1 pseudogene is annotated in these 564 nt (G+C 55.1%); it reads left to right on the top strand.

The annotated features are described in order from the left end of the window. A pseudogene (locus tag EOA27_RS42845) lies at positions 1 to 434 on the top strand (hypothetical protein); the annotation flags it as partial. Positions 435 to 564 lie beyond the last annotated feature (130 nt).

Here is a 564-nt window from a genome sequence, read left to right as displayed (position 1 = left end):
ACGCATCTCGCGGCCAAGGAAGGTTCAGTGAAGTCAATCCGCGACTTGGTGGCACGCCCGGACCTTAACTGGCTCAGCTGGCATATGGTGTCGATCTCATCAAGGAACACATCAAGCTTGTCATCGGCGATGAATGGGATTTGCGCAAAAGGCATTCGCGGGTGGCCGTTGCGCGACATTTGGTTCCCGATCGCGATGGCACCCTCGATTGGATCGATGGCGAAGATCAGGCTGCTGCTGTACCGGGTGTCGCCGAGGTCAGAATTGAGTATCAAAGCCAAGACGCCGATCGACAGGAAAGGCAATTACCGAGACTGGATCGGACATATCATCGCCGCTTTCCCCCAACCATGCTGAGACCCAGGCGATACTTCAGCATGCCGTCGACTTTGATCAGTTGGTCGATCACACCATTTCCAACCGCTGGCGAATAGGGGATGTCCATGGCGTCATCGGCATCAATCCGATGGTGGTCACGATATCCGAAACGTCCTTCGACAGCGGCTGGTATATCGGCTGGGGACCCCGGAAGGCAGCATTTATGGATTGAGACCTATACGTGTT

The organism is Mesorhizobium sp. M2A.F.Ca.ET.037.01.1.1 (assembly GCF_003998075.1).
In the GTDB taxonomy this organism is placed as follows: domain Bacteria; phylum Pseudomonadota; class Alphaproteobacteria; order Rhizobiales; family Rhizobiaceae; genus Mesorhizobium.
This window is presented reverse-complemented; position numbering and strand designations above follow the sequence as displayed.